The sequence below is a fragment of the Enterobacter sp. BIDMC 30 genome (assembly GCF_000534355.1).
In the GTDB taxonomy this organism is placed as follows: domain Bacteria; phylum Pseudomonadota; class Gammaproteobacteria; order Enterobacterales; family Enterobacteriaceae; genus Enterobacter; species Enterobacter ludwigii.
In genome coordinates this window covers 399869-417384 of the sequence record NZ_KI973169.1, presented here as the reverse complement: position 1 = coordinate 417384, position 17516 = coordinate 399869, and the positions used below count along the sequence as shown (strand labels likewise).

Here is a 17516-nt window from a genome sequence, read left to right as displayed (position 1 = left end):
TTACTTAGTTAATGTTGTATTGTTGCCACTGTTGCGACGCATCCTGCGTTTAAGACGTTTAATAAACCGCGCCACTTTCCATGCGCGCTTAATGCAGTAGCCGTACAGGAAAAACGCTAGCAAGAATAATACCAACATGACCCATTCAGGGATGAAATGAGCATATTCCGCAGCCACCCCAATTGCGGCCAGAATAGCGGCAGCCAGGGTAATCAGCACAAACGCCTGACGTGAAGTAAAACCGGCACGCATGATGAGATGGTGAATATGCTGGCGATCGGGAGAGAAAGGACTCATTCCTTTACGCAGACGACGATACATAATCGCCACCATATCCATTAGCGGAATGGCAATAATCCACAGCGCTGTTACCGGGCTAATCGGGTGGGTTTTACCCTGAGTAGTCTCCAGCAAAATCCAGATAACGGTAAAGCCGATCAGCGTACTGCCCGCATCACCCATAAACACTTTATAGCGACGACCGAGCGCACCGAGATTTAAGAGGATATAAGGCAGAATGGCGGCAATCATGGCAAAACACCACATCGACAGGCTGTACTGACCATCGAACCATAAAATGATGCCGATTGCGGCAAACGAAACCGACGACAATCCACCGAGCAGGCCGTCAATACCATCCACCATGTTGAAAGCATTTATCGCCGCCCAGACGGCAAACAGTGTCAGGAAGAAGCCAAAGGGCCCCAGTACTAACTCCCAGGGTCCGAACACATAACCGAGGCTTCTCAGATATAGCCCACCAACGACCATCATGATAACGCCAATGGCGGCCTGGACGGTGGCGCGAATTTTTACCGCGATATCGAACCGATCATCCAGCGCCCCGACTAATACCAGGACACCGGCGCAGGCAAGGTAGAGGGCGGCGTGTGGAATATAATAATCCGCAATACCAAACGTGAAACAGATACCAGCGTAAACAGAAATCCCTCCAACCAGAGGAATAAGTCCCTGATGACGTTTACGAAAATTAGGCTTATCCACCAACCCTATTCTTTTGGCCACCTTACGCGCGATGAACAAAAAACAGGTTGTGAATAAAAAAATACTGATTAGCTCAGTAACGGCGGTGAGTAGATTCACAATGGATTGCTCTCAACAAAAGTTAGTCCCGGAAGTATAACCATGAAGCCCCTGCCTCAGAAGTAATAAAGAAGGCTTCTTACAACTCCCTTTGTATATTTTTCAATCAATTATTTCGTTAACTGCACAAACAGTCTTATTGTCGCACTGACTGGTCTGAAATGGGAGTCTGCATTAATAGCGTATAAGCCATAAAAGAAAAACGCCACGTAAAAACGTGGCGCTTGCTGGCTTTATTTGCGTTACGAGCGTTTCATCATATCGAAGAAATCGTCGTTAGTTTTGGTCATCGCCAGTTTGTTAATGAGGAACTCCATTGCGTCGATTTCACCCATTGGATGGATGATTTTGCGCAGGATCCACATTTTCTGCAGCTCTTCCTGGGTGGTGAGCAGCTCTTCTTTACGGGTACCGGAACGGTTGTAGTCGATAGCCGGGAAGACGCGTTTCTCAGCAATTTTACGAGAGAGGTGCAGTTCCATGTTACCTGTACCTTTAAACTCTTCGTAAATAACTTCGTCCATTTTGGAACCCGTATCGATCAGCGCCGTAGCGATGATGGTCAGGCTGCCGCCCTCTTCCACGTTACGTGCCGCACCGAAGAAGCGTTTTGGACGATGCAGGGCGTTAGCGTCCACACCCCCCGTCAGCACTTTACCGGAAGCCGGAACGACGGTGTTGTAGGCACGCGCCAGACGGGTGATGGAGTCGAGCAGGATGATCACGTCTTTCTTGTGTTCAACCAGGCGTTTCGCCTTCTCGATAACCATTTCCGCAACCTGAACGTGGCGAGATGCGGGTTCGTCAAAGGTAGAAGCAACCACTTCACCTTTAACCAGACGCTGCATCTCGGTCACTTCTTCCGGACGTTCGTCAATCAGCAGTACCATCAGTACGCAGTCTGGGTGGTTATAAGCGATGCTCTGCGCGATATTCTGCAGCAGCATGGTTTTACCCGCTTTTGGCGGTGCGACGATCAGACCACGCTGTCCACGACCGATTGGCGATGCCAGATCCAGGACGCGAGCGGTTAAATCTTCAGTTGAGCCGTTACCACGCTCCATGCGCAGGCGAGAGTTCGCGTGCAGCGGCGTTAAGTTCTCAAACAGGATCTTATTACGGGAGTTTTCCGGTTTGTCGAAGTTAACTTCATTCACTTTCAACAGCGCAAAGTAGCGTTCACCCTCTTTTGGAGGACGAATCTTACCTGAAATGGTGTCACCAGTGCGGAGGTTGAAACGGCGGATTTGGCTAGGGGATACGTAGATGTCGTCAGGGCCGGCGAGGTAGGAGCTGTCTGCAGAGCGGAGGAAACCAAATCCGTCTTGCAATATCTCCAGCACACCGTCGCCAAAGATATCTTCGCCACTCTTAGCGTGCTGCTTCAGGATGGCGAAAATGATGTCCTGCTTGCGCATACGAGCCTGGTTTTCCAGCCCCATATTTTCGCCGAGAGTGATCAGCTCAGAAACCGGCGTATTCTTTAATTCGGTAAGATTCATAATGGTGTGGGTTCTTAAACTCGGGGTGATACTCGAACTTAATGTTGTGAATGGTATGGCAGGGTCATCCATGCCTGTTTAGCGGCCATCAACTCATGTCTGTTCGCTGTCTGGTCACAGGGAAAAAACGCAGAACTGAAACGACAAGACGGATTGAGTGACAAGCCCGGAATTTAGCAACTTCACGCACTGTTTGTGTCAACAACGGGAAGTATCGGGTAAAACAAGATTCAAACAACAAGATATGTTTAAAACGAAGTCATAGCTAACTTAGCACGACTTCAGCCGGGCGTCCAGAGTTCCACATAATTTAGGCGCTCTGGACGCGCAGCAAAGAAACCTTACGCCAGGTTAGCGTCGAGGAACTCTTTCAGTTGACCTTTGGACAGTGCGCCCACTTTGGTCGCTGCCACTTCGCCGTTTTTGAACAGCAGCAGGGTCGGAATGCCACGGATACCGTATTTTGGTGCGGTGCCCGGGTTCTGGTCGATGTTCAGCTTGGCAACGGTCAGTTTGCCCTGATATTCGTCAGCGATCTCATCCAGAATCGGGGCGATCATTTTGCAAGGACCACACCATTCAGCCCAGAAATCGACGAGTGTCAGCCCGTCAGCCTTAAGTACGTCCGTGTCAAAACTGTCGTCAGTCAGGTGAATAATTTTATCGCTCATATATAACTCCACAGGAATAAGCCTGGTGCGTTGGTTTCGCCCTCATCAACGACGTGTTGATGTCGCATTAACCAACTAAAGGTTGACTTTATTTCACCGGATACGCTTTCGTAAAGCAATAGTAAGCTGATATTCTACCACACTATGAGCAAAACACATTTAACAGAACAGAAGTTTTCCGACTTCGCCCTGCACCCAAAAGTGATCGAAGCCCTTGAAAATAAAGGGTTTCATAACTGCACGCCCATTCAGGCTCTCGCCCTGCCGCTGACGCTGGCGGGACGTGACGTAGCAGGGCAGGCGCAAACCGGTACTGGCAAAACGATGGCGTTTTTAACGTCAACGTTTCATTATTTACTTTCTCATCCAGCGATTGCAGACCGCAAAGTTAACCAGCCGCGCGCGCTAATTATGGCCCCGACGCGAGAACTGGCGGTACAGATCCACGCAGACGCTGAACCCCTGATGCAGGCTACGGGCCTGAAAATCGGCCTGGCTTATGGCGGCGATGGTTACGATAAGCAGCTGAAAGTGCTGGAAAGCGGTGTGGATATCCTGATCGGTACCACCGGCCGTCTTATCGACTACGCAAAACAGAACCACATTAACCTTGGTGCCATCCAGGTTGTGGTGCTGGATGAAGCTGACCGTATGTACGATCTGGGCTTCATTAAAGATATCCGCTGGCTGTTCCGCCGCATGCCACCCGCGAATCAGCGCCTCAACATGCTGTTCTCTGCAACCCTGTCGTATCGCGTACGCGAACTGGCATTCGAGCAGATGAACAACGCCGAATATGTGGAAGTGGAACCCGAGCAGAAAACCGGCCACCGCATCAAAGAAGAACTCTTCTATCCTTCCAATGAAGAGAAAATGCGTCTGCTGCAAACGCTGATCGAAGAAGAGTGGCCAGACCGCGCCATTATCTTCGCGAACACCAAGCACCGCTGTGAAGATATCTGGGGCCATCTGGCTGCAGACGGTCACCGTGTTGGCCTGCTGACGGGCGATGTCGCGCAGAAAAAACGCCTGCGTATTCTTGAAGAATTCACCCGTGGCGATCTCGATATTCTGGTCGCCACCGACGTCGCAGCGCGCGGCCTGCACATTCCAGCCGTTACGCACGTCTTTAACTATGACCTGCCGGATGACTGCGAAGACTATGTACACCGTATCGGTCGTACCGGTCGTGCGGGTGCAAGCGGCCACTCTATCAGCCTCGCGTGTGAAGAGTATGCGCTGAACCTGCCGGCGATTGAGACGTACATCGGCCATTCTATTCCGGTGAGTAAGTACAACCCGGATGCGCTATTAAGCGAACTGCCGCCGGCTAAGCGCCTTACCCGCGCCCGTTCCGGCAATGGCCCGCGTCGATCTGGCGCGCCGCGTAATCGTCGTCGCTCAGGTTAAAAAATTATGCTCAGCTCCACCTCGCTTTATGCGGCAATTGATCTCGGTTCGAATAGTTTTCATATGCTGGTTGTGCGCGAGGTGGCGGGAAGCATACAAACGCTGACGCGCATTAAGCGCAAGGTCCGCCTCGCGGCGGGCCTGAGCAGCGATAATCACCTCTCTCCTGAAGCCATGGAACGTGGCTGGCAGTGCCTGCGACTCTTTGCAGAGCGTCTGCAGGATATCCCGCATTCCCAAATCACCGTCGTCGCCACAGCGACACTCCGCCTGGCGGTTAACGCCGTGGATTTTATTGCCAAAGCGCAGGAAATTCTCGGTTGTCCGGTGCAGGTTATCAGCGGTGAAGAAGAAGCGCGCCTGATTTATCAGGGCGTTGCGCACACCACGGGAGGCGACGATCGTCGTCTGGTTGTGGATATCGGGGGCGCCAGTACCGAACTCGTGACCGGCACCGGTGCGCAGGCAACGTCGCTATTCAGCCTGTCGATGGGTTGCGTAACCTGGCTTGAGCGCTACTTTACTGACCGCAATCTGGGTCAGGAGAACTTCGACGAGGCGGAAACTGCCGCACGCGAGGTGTTACGCCCGGTGATGGACGAACTGCGCTACCACGGCTGGAAAGTCTGCGTGGGGGCCTCCGGTACCGTGCAGGCATTGCAGGAAATTATGATGGCGCAGGGCATGGATGAGCGGATCACGCTTGCCAAGCTTCAGCAGCTTAAACAGCGGGCCATTCAGTGCGGGCGTCTGGAAGAGCTGGAAATTGAAGGCCTGACGCTTGAACGCGCGCTGGTATTCCCGAGCGGGCTCGCGATCCTGATCGCCATCTTCACCGAGCTGAACATCAAATGTATGACGCTGGCGGGCGGCGCGCTGCGTGAAGGTCTGGTCTACGGAATGTTGCATCTGTCGGTCGATCAGGACATTCGCAGCCGTACCCTGCGAAACGTGCAGCGTCGTTTCCTGGTTGATATCGATCAGGCAGGCCGCGTGGCACAGCTGGCGTCACGCTTCGCCGATCATGTGGCTAATGCCTGGGATCTGGACCCTTTGAGTCGCGATCTGCTGCTAAGTGCCTGTGCACTGCATGAAATCGGGCTGAGCATTGATTTTAAACAGGCCCCGGCTCATGCCGCTTATCTGGTGCGTAACCTCGATTTACCCGGCTATACCCCTGCGCAGAAAAAGTTGCTGGCAACGCTGCTGCTGAACCAGACGAACGCCGTTGACCTCTCCTCTTTGCATCAGCAAAACGCCGTACCGCCGCGCGTGGCCGAGCATATGTGCCGCCTGCTGCGTCTGGCTATTCTGTTTGCCAGCCGCCGCCGCGATGATTTGCTGCCGGCACTCAATCTGGTGGCGGATGACGAAAAACTTTCGCTGACGTTGCCGGAAAACTGGCTGGATAATCATCCGCTTGGGGCGGAGATGGTCGAGCAAGAGTGTCAGTGGCAGAGCTACGTACACTGGGTGCTTGAGGTGAAATAACAGGGCGGACATGCCCGGTAGCGCTACGCTTGCCGGGCCTGTAACAACCTACCCCTTCTCTTTGGCTTTCGCCAGCATGGCGCGGATGTTAGCGACGTTCGCCTGCCCCTTATGCATCCGCTCTTCAGCCGTAATCACTTTACGCTCCTGCTCCCAGATGAGGTCGTCCTGCGGAAGTTCCAGCAGGAAACGGCTCGGCTCCGGGCGCACCAGTTCGCCATATTGTCTACGCTCTTTGCACAGCGTGAAGGTCAGCTCTTTCTGAGCGCGCGTGATGCCTACATAGGCCAGACGGCGCTCCTCATCGACATTATCTTCATCAATGCTGCTCTGGTGCGGCAGTAACCCCTCTTCCATGCCAACCAGATAGACATACGGGAATTCCAGACCTTTTGACGCATGCAGCGTCATCAGCTGAACCTGATCGGCCTCTTCTTCGCTCTCGCCTCGCTCCATCATATCGCGCAGGGTAAAGCGGGTAACCACCTGCGTCAGGGTCATCGGTTCATCAATCTCCGAGCCTTCCAGCATTTCAGTCATCCAGCTGAACAGCTGGTTAACGTTTTTCATGCGCATCTCGGCCGCTTTCGGACTGGCGGAGGTTTCATACAGCCAGGACTCGTAGTCGATACCGTGGATAAGGTCGCGCACGGCGGCGATAGGTTCGCGCTCTGCCAGCCGCTGCACTTCACCAAGCCAGTGGGTAAAGCGGGTTAATGAATCGTAGCCGCGTCCGGTGAGTGTCTGACTCAGCCCCATATCGAAGCTGGCGGTAAACAGACTCTTATTACGCGTCATCGCCCACTCGCCAAGCTTTTGTAGCGTCGCCGGGCCAATTTCCCGTTTCGGGGTATTCACGATACGCAGAAACGCGCTGTCATCATCCGGGTTAGTGAGCACACGCAGGTAGGCCAGAAGATCTTTGATTTCGGGCCGCGAGAAAAAGGAGGTCCCGCCCGAAATTTTGTACGGGATGCGGTTTTGCATCAGCATCTTTTCAAAGACGCGTGACTGGTGGTTGCCGCGATAGAGGATCGCGTAATCTTTGTATTCGGTTTTATTGACGAAGTGGTGGGCGATGAGTTCGCCTGTGACCCGCTCCGCTTCGTGCTCTTCATTGTTGGCACTGAGCACTTTAAGCTCTGTACCGTAGCCCAGTTCGGAGAACAGGCGTTTTTCGAACACGTGCGGGTTGTTGGCGATCAGGATGTTCGCGGCTTTAAGGATACGCCCGGAGGAACGGTAGTTCTGCTCCAGTTTGATCACCTGCAGCGCCGGGAAATCTTTACTCAGCAGGACCAGGTTTTGCGGACGCGCACCGCGCCAGGAGTAAATGGACTGATCGTCATCACCGACCACCGTGAAACGTGCGCGCTGTCCCACCAGCAGTTTCACCAGTTCATACTGACTGGTATTGGTGTCCTGATACTCATCCACCAGCAGGTAGCGGATTTTATTCTGCCAGCGCTCACGCACCTCTTCATTACGCTGCAGCAGTAGCGTGGGAAGCAGGATCAGGTCGTCGAAATCCAGCACGTTACAGGCTTTCATATGCGCATCGTACAGACCGTAGCAGTGGGCGAAGATCCGATCCCGCTCGCCTTTGGCGATCGCCGCGGCCTGGGCCGGGGTCATCAGATCGTTTTTCCAGTTGGAGATCGTCGAGATCAGCTGTTGCAGCAGAACCTTATCATCTTCGATCAGCCCCTCGGTGAGCTCCTTGAGCAGGGCCACCTGGTCGGTATCGTCAAACAGTGAGAAGTTGGATTTCATCCCCAGCGCGGCGTATTCACGTTTGATGATATCCAGCCCCAGCGTATGGAAGGTAGAAATCATCAGACCGCGCGCCTCTTTACGCCCCAGCGTCTGGCCGACACGCTCTTTCATCTCGCGCGCTGCTTTGTTAGTAAACGTCACCGCCGCGATGTGGCGAGCCTGATACCCGCAGCCGCGGATCAGGTGGGCAATCTTATTGGTGATGACGCGCGTTTTGCCGGATCCCGCGCCCGCCAGCACCAGACAGGGTCCAGTGACAAATTCGACGGCTTGTTGTTGTCCGGGGTTTAAACGCATAAATGATCACTCAATGAAAGTCAGGAGGGGAGAATAACAGCGTGGTAGTATAGCGAGCCTAATCCATACCACTCAAGGCACGATCATGGCAAAAACCGCGGCAGCACTGCATATCCTTGTAAAAGAAGAAAAACTGGCTCTGGATCTTCTCGAGCAGATCAAAAACGGCGCCGACTTCGGCAAGCTGGCGAAGAAACACTCTATTTGTCCGTCAGGTAAACGCGGCGGTGATTTAGGTGAATTCCGTCAGGGTCAAATGGTTCCGGCGTTCGATAAAGTGGTCTTTTCCTGCCCGGTGCTGGAACCCACAGGCCCACTGCACACGCAGTTTGGCTACCATGTTATTAAGGTTCTGTACCGCAAATAACAGCAAGGCCTTCTCTGAGAGAAGGCCTTGTACGTTTAGTCAGGTCAGGGCATCAGCCCGCCCGGGTATTAACCTGCTACCGCGATACGTTTCATATCGGTCATGTAGCCACGCAGTTTCTGGCCCACTTTCTCGATTTCATGGCCGCGAATGGCTTCGTTTACATCACGCAGCTGCGCGTTATCCACTGCACCTTCCGCAATCGCTTTGCCCAAGTCGCCCGGCTGCAGAGTCGTCATGAACTCTTTCAGCAGCGGTACGCAAGCGTAAGAGAACAGGTAGTTACCGTACTCGGCGGTATCAGAGATAACCACGTTCATTTCGTACAGACGCTTACGGGCGATGGTGTTCGCAATCAGCGGCAGCTCGTGCAGTGATTCATAGTAGGCAGACTCTTCGATGATGCCGGAATCCACCATGGTTTCGAACGCCAGCTCAACGCCAGCTTTCACCATCGCAATCATCAGAACGCCTTTATCGAAGTACTCCTGCTCGCCGATTTTACCTTCAAACTGTGGGGCGGTTTCAAAAGCGGTTTTACCGGTCTCTTCACGCCAGGTCAGCAGTTTCTTATCGTCGTTAGCCCAGTCCGCCATCATGCCGGAAGAGAACTCGCCAGAGATAATGTCGTCCATATGTTTCTGGAACAGCGGTGCCATGATCGTTTTCAGCTGTTCAGACAGCGCGTAAGCACGCAGTTTCGCCGGGTTGGACAGACGATCCATCATCAGCGTGATACCGCCCTGCTTCAGCGCTTCGGTGATCGTTTCCCAGCCGAACTGAATCAGTTTTTCTGCGTACGCCGGGTCTGTACCCTCTTCCACCAGCTTGTCGAAGCACAGCAGAGAGCCCGCCTGCAGCATACCGCACAGGATGGTTTGCTCACCCATCAGGTCAGATTTAACTTCCGCGACGAAAGACGATTCCAGAACGCCCGCACGGTGGCCACCCGTTGCTGCAGCCCATGCTTTGGCGATCGCCATACCTTCGCCTTTCGGATCGTTTTCCGGGTGAACGGCGATAAGCGTTGGCACGCCGAAGCCACGTTTGTACTCTTCACGTACTTCAGTACCAGGGCACTTCGGTGCCACCATCACAACGGTGATGTCTTTACGGATCTGCTCGCCCACTTCAACGATATTAAAGCCGTGGGAGTAACCTAACGCCGCACCGTCTTTCATCAGCGGCTGCACGGAACGCACAACGTCAGAGTGCTGTTTGTCTGGCGTCAGGTTAACCACCAGGTCTGCCTGGGGGATCAGTTCTTCATAGGTACCGACTTTAAAACCGTTTTCGGTCGCTTTGCGCCAGGACGCACGCTTCTCAGCAATCGCTTCTTTACGCAGGGCGTAGGAAATATCCAGACCGGAGTCACGCATGTTCAGGCCCTGGTTCAGACCCTGGGCGCCGCAGCCGACGATGACCACTTTTTTACCCTGAAGGTAGCTCGCGCCATCGGCAAATTCGTCGCGCGCCATAAAGCGGCATTTGCCCAGCTGCGCCAGCTGCTGGCGCAAATTCAGTGTATTAAAGTAGTTAGCCATAATGGACTCCGTGATGTTGTGTTGTTGTGCTTATTGTTCGGTTCGCTTTTGCGAGAATGAACTTACTATATGACAGGAAATTTATTGCGGAAATTGATATATTCACAACATCACGTTGCAATATTTGCAATGTAAAAAGGGGGAGTGAAATCAGTGGATTTACGCGATCTGAAAATGTTCCTGCATCTGGCGGAAAGCCGTCACTTTGGGCGCAGCGCCCGGGCGATGCACGTCAGTCCCTCCACGCTTTCGCGCCAGATCCAGCGCCTTGAGGAAGACCTCGGTCAGCCCCTGTTTGTACGCGACAACCGCACCGTCACCCTCACGGAAGCCGGTGAGGAGTTACGGGTCTTTGCCCAACAAACGCTGCTGCAGTATCAACAGCTGCGACACACCATTGACCAGAAAGGGCCATCGCTGTCCGGCGAGCTGCATATTTTCTGCTCCGTGACCGCGGCCTATAGCCATCTGCCGCCGATTCTTGACCGCTTTCGCGCAGAACAACCGTCGGTGGAAATTAAACTCACCACCGGTGATGCCGCCGACGCAATGGAAAAAGTGGTGACAGGCGAGGCGGATCTCGCCATTGCCGGGAAACCCGAAACCCTGCCAGGCGCTGTCGCGTTCTCAATGCTGGAGAACCTGGCGGTCGTGTTGATTGCCCCCGCGTTACCCTGCCCGGTGCGTAATCAGGTGTCGGTGGAAAAGCCAGACTGGTCCACGGTGCCTTTTATCATGGCCGATCAGGGGCCGGTGCGCCGTCGTATTGAGCTCTGGTTTCGTCGCCAGAAGATCAGCAACCCGTCAATTTACGCGACGGTTGGCGGGCATGAGGCGATGGTGTCAATGGTGGCGCTGGGCTGCGGCGTGGCACTGCTGCCGGAAGTGGTCCTGGAGAACAGCCCGGAACCGGTGCGTAATCGCGTGATGATTCTGGAGCGCAGCGACGAAAAAACGCCGTTTGAGCTTGGCGTGTGCGCACAAAAAAAGCGGCTGCAGGAGCCGCTTATTGATGCCTTCTGGCAGATACTGCCTAACCACTAGCCCGCCAGGAAGAACCTGAACGCCGGGTTATGGGTTTCATCGTGACACTCATAGCCCAGCTCGTTCAGCCGCGTTTCGAAATCAGGCTCGTGCTCGCCCAGTTCGAAGGCGGCCAGCACGCGCCCATAATCGGTACCGTGGCTGCGGTAGTGGAACAGAGAGATGTTCCAGTGCGTGCCCAGCGTATGCAGGAACTTGAGCAACGCGCCCGGTGACTCCGGGAACTCGAAGCTGTAGAGACGTTCCTGCAGCGGCTTCGATGGACGCCCGCCCACCATGTAACGCACGTGCAGTTTCGCCATCTCATCGTCGGAGAGATCCACGACGCTGTAGCCACCTTCGTGGAGCAGGTGGAGGATCTCTTTACGCTCTTCCAGACCACGGCTTAACCGTACGCCGACAAAAATGCAGGCATCTCGGGCGTCGGCAAAACGGTAGTTAAACTCCGTGACTGAACGGCCGCCCAGCAGCTGACAAAACTTCAGGAAGCTGCCCTTCTCTTCCGGGATGGTAACCGCCAGCAGCGCTTCGCGTTGCTCACCCAGCTCGCAGCGTTCGGAAACATAGCGCAGACCGTGGAAGTTCACGTTGGCACCAGAAAGGACATGCGCCAGACGCTCGCCGCGGATGTTGTGCTGCGCGATGTATTTCTTCATCCCCGCCAGCGCCAGCGCACCGGAAGGTTCCGCTACCGCACGCACATCTTCGAACAGATCTTTCATTGCGGCGCAGATGGCGTCGCTGTCGACGGTGATAATATCGTCAAGATACTCCTGGCAAAGACGGAAGGTTTCATCGCCAATGCGTTTAACCGCCACGCCTTCAGCAAACAGCCCGACGCGTGGTAAGTCCACCGGATGACCGGCATCCAGCGCCGCTTTCAGACAGGCTGAGTCTTCCGCCTCAACGGCAATCACTTTGATTTGCGGCATCAGCTGTTTGATCAGCACCGCTACGCCCGCCGCGAGGCCGCCACCGCCAACCGGCACGAAGACGCGGTCGAGATGCGCATCCTGCTGCAGCAGCTCAAGCGCCAGCGTCCCCTGTCCGGCAATGACCATCGGATGATCGAACGGCGGCACCCAGGTAAACCCCTGTTGCTGCGCCAGCTCTATCGCTTTGGCTTTGGCTTCGTCAAAGTTTGCGCCGTGGAGCAACACTTCACCGCCGAAACCGCGTACGGCATCCACTTTGATATCAGCAGTAGCAACCGGCATAACAATCAGCGCTTTCAGCCCCAGGCGCGCTGAGGAGAACGCGACGCCCTGCGCGTGGTTGCCCGCAGAGGCGGTAATCACCCCCCGCGCTTTTTGCTCGTCGGTCAACCCGGCCATCATTGCGTAGGCGCCACGCAGCTTGAAGCTGTGTACCGGCTGGCGGTCTTCGCGTTTCACCAGAATCACGTTGTCGAGGCGCGAGGAGAGTTTTTCCATCTTCTGCAGCGGCGTGACCTGTACGGCTTCATAGACCGGTGCACGTAGCACCGCCCTGAGGTATTCCGCCCCCTCAGGGGCGGCGGATAACGGTTGCGACTCGGCCATCATTAGCCCCCAAGTTTCGATTTGTCGCGCACCGCGCCTTTATCTGCACTGGTGGCAAGGCTCGCATAGGCACGCAGGGCGAAGGAGACGTCGCGCTGGCGATCTTTTGGCGTCCAGGCTTTGTCGCCGCGAGCCTCCTGGGCTTCACGACGCGCCGCAATATCCTGGTCGCTCAGTTTCAACTGAATACCGCGATTCGGGATATCAATTTCGATCAGGTCGCCATCTTCAATAATCGCGATGTTGCCGCCGCTTGCCGCTTCCGGTGACACGTGGCCAATGGAGAGACCAGACGTACCGCCAGAGAAACGTCCGTCGGTGATCAGCGCACAGGCTTTACCGAGGCCCATGGATTTCAGGAAGGTGGTGGGATAGAGCATCTCCTGCATACCCGGCCCGCCTTTCGGCCCTTCGTAGCGAATGACAACCACGTCGCCTTCCACCACTTTGCCACCGAGAATAGCCTCTACCGCGTCGTCCTGGCTTTCGTACACTTTTGCCGGGCCGGTGAATTTGAGAATGCTGTCATCCACGCCTGCGGTTTTTACAATACAGCCGTTTTCTGCAAAGTTACCGTAGAGCACGGCCAGACCGCCGTCCTTGCTGTAGGCATGTTCCAGTGAGCGAATACAGCCTTCTGCACGATCGTCATCCAGCGTGTCCCAGCGGCAATCCTGTGAGAAGGCCTGGGTGGTACGAATACCTGCCGGGCCGGCGCGGAACATCTTTTTCACCGCATCGTCTTTCGTGAGCATGACGTCGTATTTGTCCAGCGACTCCGGCAGCGTCAGGCCGAGCACGTTTTTGACGTTGCGGTTCAGCAGCCCGGCGCGATCCAGCTCACCGAGAATACCCAGTACGCCACCCGCACGGTGGACATCTTCCATGTGGTATTTCTGGGTACTCGGCGCAACTTTACAGAGCTGCGGTACTTTGCGGGACAGCTTGTCGATATCGCTCATGGTGAAGTCGATTTCAGCTTCCTGCGCGGCGGCCAGCAGGTGGAGAACGGTGTTGGTGGAACCGCCCATGGCGATATCCAGCGTCATGGCATTTTCAAACGCGGCTTTGCTGGCGATATTACGCGGCAGCGCGCTTTCATCATCTTGCTCGTAGTAGCGTTTGGTCAGCTCAACGATGCGTTTACCGGCATTGAGGAACAGCTGTTTACGGTCGGCGTGGGTCGCCAGCAGCGAGCCGTTGCCCGGCTGAGACAGACCCAGCGCTTCGGTCAGACAGTTCATGGAGTTCGCGGTGAACATACCTGAGCAGGAGCCACAGGTTGGGCACGCAGAACGTTCAACCTGATCGCTTTGTTCATCAGAAACTTTTGGATCCGCGCCCTGAATCATCGCATCGACCAGGTCGAGCTTGATGATTTTATCGGAAAGCTTGGTTTTACCCGCTTCCATTGGACCGCCGGAGACGAAGATCACCGGAATGTTCAGACGCAGGGAAGCCATCAGCATCCCCGGGGTAATTTTATCGCAGTTGGAGATACAAACCATGGCATCCGCGCAGTGGGCGTTCACCATATACTCCACCGAGTCGGCGATCAGCTCACGCGACGGCAGTGAATAGAGCATACCCCCGTGACCCATCGCGATACCGTCATCCACCGCAATGGTGTTGAACTCTTTCGCCACACCGCCGGAGGCTTCGATTTGCTCGGCAACGAGTTTGCCGAGATCGCGCAGGTGCACGTGGCCCGGCACAAACTGGGTGAAGGAGTTCACCACGGCGATAATAGGCTTACCGAAATCGGCGTCGGTCATCCCGGTGGCGCGCCACAGTGCGCGGGCACCCGCCATGTTACGGCCATGAGTGGTGGTGGCGGAACGATACTTAGGCATGCTTTATTTACTCCCGTCTGACTATTGAATGGGACGGTGCGTGCCGTCCCATATTTATGCTTATTGATTAACCTGATCCAGCCAGCCGTATTTATCTTCCGTTTCACCGGTGAAGAGGCCAAAGAAGGCTTGCTGAATACGTTTGGTGACCGGACCACAGCGGCCAGCACCAACCTGAATACCGTCTACGCTACGAACCGGCGTAATTTCCGCCGCGGTACCGGACATGAACACTTCATCGGCCAGGTACAGGGATTCGCGGGACAGGACCTGCTCACGGACTTCGATACCCAAATCTTTTGCCAGCTTGATGATGGCGTCACGGGTAATACCCGGCAGAGCGGAAGAGGTAAATGGCGGCGTAAACAGAATGCCGTCTTTCACTTCGAACAGGTTTTCACCTGCACCTTCAGAGATATAGCCATTCACGTCCAGCGCGATACCTTCCTGATAACCGTGACGGCGCGCTTCGCTACCGACCAGCAGTGAGGAGAGGTAGTTACCGCCCGCTTTTGCCGCCGTCGGGATCGTGTTTGGTGCCACGCGGTTCCAGGAAGAAACCATTGCGTCGATCCCCTGCTCCAGGGCTTCAGCCCCCAGATAAGCACCCCACGGGAACGCAGCAATGATCACATCGGTGGTATAACCGGCTGGCGGGTTCACGCCCATGCCTACATCACCTACAAACACCAGCGGACGAATATAGGCACTGGTGAGGTTGTTCTTACGAATCACGTCGCGGCAGGCTTCCATCAGCTCATCCACGCTCTGAGAAACCGGGAAACGATAAATTTTGGCTGAGTCATGCAGACGCTGCATGTGTTCGCGATGACGGAACACCACTGGCCCTTTGTGTGAGTCGTAGCAACGGATGCCTTCGAAGACAGAGGTACCGTAATGCAACGCGTGGGACATAACGTGGACTTTCGCGTCCTCCCAGCGAACCATCTCACCATTGAACCAAATGTAATCAGCTTTTTTTGTCGTCATTTTCTCTTCCTGTCGCGCTTAAGCACGGATCTGTTGTGATGTGGTTGTGCTCTGGCAGATGGCAACATGTGCAACGTCTACCAGTTTTGTTAACTGACTAAACAGTAAGTCGACCGACCGCGGGCTGGCAACGGTTAATTCGATACTGATATTTTGAGCATCAGTGGCCGTCTCCATATTCATAGAGCAAATCTGAAAGCCACGGTGACGCACCACACGCAAAACGCGTTCTAATGTCTCTGGATTGAAGCGAGCCTGCACGGCGACCTGATGTTGCATCATGATAATTTCTCCAGCATTTGTGAGTTACTGGCACCTGGCGGTACCAACGGCCAGACATTCTCAAGCTCGTCGATTGAGACATGAAGCAGGTACGGCCCTTCGCTTGACAGCATGGTGTCGAGTGCCGCTTCAACCTGGTCTTTACGGGTGATGTGCTGGCCAGGGATACCAAAGGCACTGGCCAGAATGAGGAAATCAGGGTTATCCGTCAGGGTAGTCTCACTGTAGCGTTCCTGGAAAAACAGCTGTTGCCACTGACGAACCATTCCTAAACGCTGGTTATCGAGCAAGACGATTTTCAACGGTAACTGCTTGCGCTTAACGGTGCCCAGCTCCTGAACGTTCATCATGAAAGAGCCGTCACCGGAGATACAGATAACCGTATCGTTCGGGCGGGCAACCTGCGCCCCTACCGCGGCAGGGAGACCGAAGCCCATCGTCCCTAAGCCGCTGGAGGTAATGAAGTTTTCCGGGCGCGTGTAAGTCATGTGCTGTGCTGACCACATCTGGTGTTGGCCTACATCCGTCGTGACCACACAGTCTGCCGGTTTACGGTCGGACAATTGCTTTAACAGCAGTGGCGCATAGATGGCGTCACCAGGATGGTCGTAACGCCAGGTATGTTCAACGCGCATATCGGCGGTGTGCTGACGCCATGCGTCGATTTTCAGAGGCTGCTGTAAAGCCGGTAATAACGCGTTGAGATTGCCCTGCAGGGCCACATGCGCCTGACGCAGTTTGTTCATCTCCGCCGGGTCGATATCCATGTGGATCACGTTGGCATTCGGCGCGAAGGTATTCAGCTTGCCGGTGACACGATCATCAAAACGGGCACCTACGGCGATCAGCAAGTCACACGCCTGCACGGCCAGGTTCGCCGCTTTGGTACCGTGCATCCCCAGCATGCCCAGATAGTACGGATAGTCCGCATCTACCGCGCCAAGACCTTTCAGCGTACAGGTGGCGGGCATTTGCGTAACCGCGATGAATTCGCGCAGGGCGGGAACGGCCTGTGCCATACCAACCCCACCCCCTACGTACAACATCGGTTGTTTAGCGTGGGCAATCATCTGCCGCGCCTCTTCCACCGCGGCGTGCGGGAATGCATCGTCGCTTTCAACGGTGGAGAAGTGCGGTTCCAGATCGCCCAGAGCAACCTGGATATCTTTCGGGATATCAACCAGAACCGGTCCAGGGCGACCAGAGTTTGCTACCTCAAACGCCTCTGCCATCACACGCGGCAGCTCTTCCAGAGACTGAACGAGGAAGCTGTGTTTGGTGCAGGCCAGTGACAAGCCGAGCACGTCCACTTCCTGGAAGGCATCAGTACCAATGAGGGGCGAGGCCACCTGACCGGTGATGGCGACAACGGGAACGGAATCAAGCAGTGCATCCGCCAGGCCGGTGATCAGGTTTGTGGCGCCCGGCCCTGAGGTTGCCATGCAGACACCGGTTTTACCGGTGGCACGTGCATAGCCAATGGCGGCCATCGCAGCGCCCTGCTCGTGTCGGCACAAGAGGTGTTCCACGCCGCCGTCATACAATGCATCGTAAATCGGCATTATTGCGCCCCCCGGATAACCGAAGACAGTGTCGACTCCCTGTGCGCGCAACGCATGTACTACCCACTGTGCACCATTCATA

Annotated in this window: 14 protein-coding genes; 4 read left to right on the top strand and 10 right to left on the bottom strand. The window is 55.0% G+C overall.

The features are described from left to right. The 3 genes from wecA to trxA all read right to left on the bottom strand — a co-directional run bounded on the left by wecA (window position 1) and on the right by trxA (window position 3277). Window positions 1-1104, bottom strand: a complete 1104-nt coding sequence (gene wecA, locus L466_RS20265) for a UDP-N-acetylglucosamine--undecaprenyl-phosphate N-acetylglucosaminephosphotransferase (RefSeq protein WP_014172155.1) — start codon at window positions 1102-1104, stop codon at window positions 1-3. Between the two features lie 242 nt (window positions 1105-1346). Continuing rightward, window positions 1347-2606: a transcription termination factor Rho gene (rho, locus tag L466_RS20270; RefSeq protein ID WP_008501566.1), complete on the bottom strand. Its 1260-nt coding sequence runs from the start codon at window positions 2604-2606 to the stop codon at window positions 1347-1349. Between the two features lie 341 nt (window positions 2607-2947). After that, window positions 2948-3277 carry a thioredoxin TrxA gene (trxA, locus tag L466_RS20275; protein WP_004386384.1) on the bottom strand — a complete coding sequence of 110 codons (330 nt, stop codon included), beginning with the start codon at window positions 3275-3277 and terminating at the stop codon, window positions 2948-2950. 144 nt (window positions 3278-3421) lie between these two features. Between trxA and rhlB the strand changes: the two genes are divergently transcribed. Further along, window positions 3422-4687, top strand: a complete 1266-nt coding sequence (gene rhlB, locus L466_RS20280; RefSeq protein WP_014172158.1) for an ATP-dependent RNA helicase RhlB — start codon at window positions 3422-3424, stop codon at window positions 4685-4687. A gap of 6 nt (window positions 4688-4693) precedes the next feature. Continuing rightward, window positions 4694-6178, top strand: coding sequence for a guanosine-5'-triphosphate,3'-diphosphate diphosphatase (gene gppA, locus L466_RS20285; protein WP_014172159.1), 1485 nt, complete (start codon window positions 4694-4696; stop codon window positions 6176-6178). Between the two features lie 48 nt (window positions 6179-6226). Here the strand turns inward: gppA and rep are convergent, their stop codons facing one another. Next, on the bottom strand, window positions 6227-8251 hold the full coding sequence (gene rep / locus L466_RS20290; protein WP_014172160.1) for a DNA helicase Rep: 2025 nt from the start codon (window positions 8249-8251) through the stop codon (window positions 6227-6229). A gap of 85 nt (window positions 8252-8336) precedes the next feature. Between rep and ppiC the strand changes: the two genes are divergently transcribed. Further along, window positions 8337-8618: a peptidylprolyl isomerase PpiC gene (ppiC, locus tag L466_RS20295; RefSeq protein ID WP_008501570.1), complete on the top strand. Its 282-nt coding sequence runs from the start codon at window positions 8337-8339 to the stop codon at window positions 8616-8618. A gap of 68 nt (window positions 8619-8686) precedes the next feature. Here the strand turns inward: ppiC and ilvC are convergent, their stop codons facing one another. After that, on the bottom strand, window positions 8687-10162 hold the full coding sequence (gene ilvC, locus L466_RS20300) for a ketol-acid reductoisomerase (RefSeq protein WP_014172161.1): 1476 nt from the start codon (window positions 10160-10162) through the stop codon (window positions 8687-8689). Between the two features lie 153 nt (window positions 10163-10315). On the opposite strand from ilvC, the gene ilvY reads away from it, so the two are divergent. Then, window positions 10316-11206, top strand: coding sequence for an HTH-type transcriptional activator IlvY (gene ilvY / locus L466_RS20305; RefSeq protein ID WP_020882896.1), 891 nt, complete (start codon window positions 10316-10318; stop codon window positions 11204-11206). On the opposite strand, the gene ilvA is transcribed toward ilvY, so the two are convergent. From ilvA to ilvG, 5 genes are read right to left on the bottom strand one after another with little or no spacing between them, the layout of a single operon-like run. Then, on the bottom strand, window positions 11203-12747 hold the full coding sequence (ilvA, locus tag L466_RS20310; protein WP_025202773.1) for a threonine ammonia-lyase, biosynthetic: 1545 nt from the start codon (window positions 12745-12747) through the stop codon (window positions 11203-11205). The genes ilvY and ilvA overlap by 4 nt on opposite strands. 2 nt (window positions 12748-12749) lie before the next feature. Next, entirely contained in the window at window positions 12750-14600 is a 1851-nt protein-coding gene (gene ilvD, locus L466_RS20315; protein ID WP_014172164.1) for a dihydroxy-acid dehydratase, read from the bottom strand. Between the two features lie 60 nt (window positions 14601-14660). Further along, the gene (gene ilvE, locus L466_RS20320; protein WP_025202772.1) at window positions 14661-15590 is read right to left on the bottom strand and encodes a branched-chain-amino-acid transaminase; all 930 of its coding nucleotides are present in this window, start codon (window positions 15588-15590) and stop codon (window positions 14661-14663) included. Between the two features lie 18 nt (window positions 15591-15608). Beyond that, window positions 15609-15872 carry an acetolactate synthase 2 small subunit gene (gene ilvM, locus L466_RS20325; protein WP_014172166.1) on the bottom strand — a complete coding sequence of 88 codons (264 nt, stop codon included), beginning with the start codon at window positions 15870-15872 and terminating at the stop codon, window positions 15609-15611. Further along, a complete protein-coding gene (gene ilvG, locus L466_RS20330) occupies window positions 15869-17515 on the bottom strand; it encodes an acetolactate synthase 2 catalytic subunit (RefSeq protein ID WP_014172167.1) in 1647 nt (548 codons plus the stop codon). Before ilvG ends, ilvM begins: the two co-directional genes overlap by 4 nt. Window position 17516: the final 1 nt, after the last annotated feature.

Bases quoted from the DNA above. Each gene is read 5' to 3' on its own strand.
- ilvC (WP_014172161.1), bottom strand. From the start codon at position 10,162: ATGGCTAACTACTTTAATACACTGAATTTGCGCCAGCAGCTGGCGCAG.
- ilvG (WP_014172167.1), bottom strand. From the start codon at position 17,515: ATGAATGGTGCACAGTGGGTAGTACATGCGTTGCGCGCACAGGGAGTC.
- ilvA (WP_025202773.1), bottom strand. From the start codon at position 12,747: ATGGCCGAGTCGCAACCGTTATCCGCCGCCCCTGAGGGGGCGGAATAC.
- rho (WP_008501566.1), bottom strand. From the start codon at position 2,606: ATGAATCTTACCGAATTAAAGAATACGCCGGTTTCTGAGCTGATCACT.
- rhlB (WP_014172158.1), top strand. From the start codon at position 3,422: ATGAGCAAAACACATTTAACAGAACAGAAGTTTTCCGACTTCGCCCTG.
- ilvM (WP_014172166.1), bottom strand. From the start codon at position 15,872: ATGATGCAACATCAGGTCGCCGTGCAGGCTCGCTTCAATCCAGAGACA.
- ppiC (WP_008501570.1), top strand. From the start codon at position 8,337: ATGGCAAAAACCGCGGCAGCACTGCATATCCTTGTAAAAGAAGAAAAA.
- rep (WP_014172160.1), bottom strand. From the start codon at position 8,251: ATGCGTTTAAACCCCGGACAACAACAAGCCGTCGAATTTGTCACTGGA.
- ilvE (WP_025202772.1), bottom strand. From the start codon at position 15,590: ATGACGACAAAAAAAGCTGATTACATTTGGTTCAATGGTGAGATGGTT.
- trxA (WP_004386384.1), bottom strand. From the start codon at position 3,277: ATGAGCGATAAAATTATTCACCTGACTGACGACAGTTTTGACACGGAC.
- ilvD (WP_014172164.1), bottom strand. From the start codon at position 14,600: ATGCCTAAGTATCGTTCCGCCACCACCACTCATGGCCGTAACATGGCG.
- gppA (WP_014172159.1), top strand. From the start codon at position 4,694: ATGCTCAGCTCCACCTCGCTTTATGCGGCAATTGATCTCGGTTCGAAT.